General features: G+C 72.8%; 1 pseudogene. It reads right to left on the reverse strand.

Annotated elements, in window-relative coordinates:
• Nucleotides 1-1,941, reverse strand: a pseudogene (locus ADK41_RS03460) (type I polyketide synthase); the annotation flags it as partial.

A 1,941-nucleotide genomic window follows, 5' to 3' on the forward strand; every position in this document is an offset into this window, starting at 1 on the left:
CCGCGTCGAACGCCTCCGCGAACACCGGGAAACGACCGTACAGCTCACGCCCCATACCCAACCGCTGCGACCCCTGACCCGAGAACATGAAGGCGGTCGGGCCGCCGTCCCGCGCGGTGCCGCGGAGGACGGTCGGGGACGACTCGCCGTGGGCGAGCGTCCGCAGTCCCTCGAGCAGGTCGTCACGGTGGGCGCCGAGCACGACGGCGCGGGACTCCAGCACGGTGCGGGAGGTGGCCAGTGCGTAGGCCGTGTCCAGCGGGTCCTGGTCCGGGCGGTCCGTGAGGTGGTCGAGGAGCCGTCGGGCCTGAGCGCGCAGCGCCTCGGGGGTCGCGGCGGACACCGTCCAGGGCAGCGGGGGCGTCGGGCGTTCGCCGCCGCCGTTCACCGGTCCCGGCTCGGCGACCGGGGCGGGTGCGGGGGCCTGCTCCAGGACGACGTGCGCGTTGGTGCCGCTGAGTCCGAACGCGGAGACGCTCGCACGGCGCGGGTGCGGGGCGTCCGGCCACGGCCGTTCCTCGACGACCAGTTCCGCGCTGCCCTCGGTCCAGTCGACGTGCGGGGAGGGTCGGTCGACGTGCAGGGTCCGCGGCACGGAGCCGTGCTCCATGGCCATCACCATCTTGATGACGCCGGCGACACCGGCGGCGGCCTGGGCGTGACCGATGTTCGACTTGATCGAGCCGAGCAGCAGCGGCCGGTCGGCGGGCCGGTCCTGGCGATCGGGTCGCCCAGCGTCGTCCCCGTGCCGTGCGCCTCGACGACGTCGACCTCTGCGGCGGCGACGCCGGCGGCCTCGAGCGCCTGCCGGATGACGCGCTGCTGTGAGGGACCGTTGGGGGCCGTGAAACCGTTGGACGCACCGTCCTGGTTGACGGCGGTGCCCCGGACGACCGCAAGGACGCGGTGCCCGTTGCGTACGGCGTCGGAGAGGCGCTCGACGAGGAGGACACCGACGCCCTCGGACCAGCCGACGCCGTCGGCCGCGCCCGCGAACGCCTTGCAGCGGCCGTCCACCGACAGACCGCGCTGCCGGCTGAACTCGACGAACATGCCCGGCGTCGACATCACCGTGGCGCCACCGGCCACCGCGAGCGAGCAGTCGCCCTGCCGCAGTGCCTGCACCGCGAGGTGCAGGGCGACGAGGGAGGACGAGCAGGCGGTGTCGACGGTGACGGCCGGGCCTTCCCAGCCGTACGTGTACGACAGCCGACCGGACACCACGCTGCCGCCCGCCGTGCCGGAAGGCGACACGTTGAGGGCGTAGTCGTGGTACATCACGCCGGCGAACACGCCGGTGCGGCTGCCCCTGAGCGAGGCCGGGTCGATGCCCGCGCGCTCGAGGGCTTCCCAGGAGGTTTCCAGGAGCAGTCGCTGCTGCGGGTCCATGTACAGGGCCTCACGCGGCGAGATGCCGAAGAATCCGGGGTCGAACTGGGCGGCGTCGTAGAGGAAGCTGCCCCGGCGGGTGTAGCTCTTTCCTTCCGTGCCGGGCTCCGGGTCATACAGGCCCTCCAGGTCCCAGCCACGGTCGTCGGGCATGTCGGAAACGGTGTCGACGCCGTCGACGACCAGTCGCCACAGGTCCTCGGGCGAGGTCACTCCGCCCGGGTAGCGGCAGGCCATGCCGATGATCGCGATCGGCTCGTCGTCCACTGGCTTCGCATCGACGGCCGTTCGCGCGGATGCGGTGGTCCGCGGGTCCGGGCCCGCGAGCTTCTCCTCGATGTGTTCGGTGACGGCGAGGGCGTTGGGGTGGTCGAAGACCAGGGTGGCGGGGAGCCTGAGTCCGGTGAACTGGTTGAGCTGGTTGCGCAGTTCGGTCGCGGCCAGCGAGTCGAGGCCCAGTTCCTGGAAGGCGCGGTCGGGTCCGATCGCCTCGGCCGAACCGTGCCCCAGCACGGCCGCCACCTGCGAGCGCACCAGCTGCAGCACCGCACG

It is taken from the genome of Streptomyces caelestis, from assembly GCF_001279005.1.
Lineage (GTDB): Bacteria > Actinomycetota > Actinomycetes > Streptomycetales > Streptomycetaceae > Streptomyces > Streptomyces heliomycini.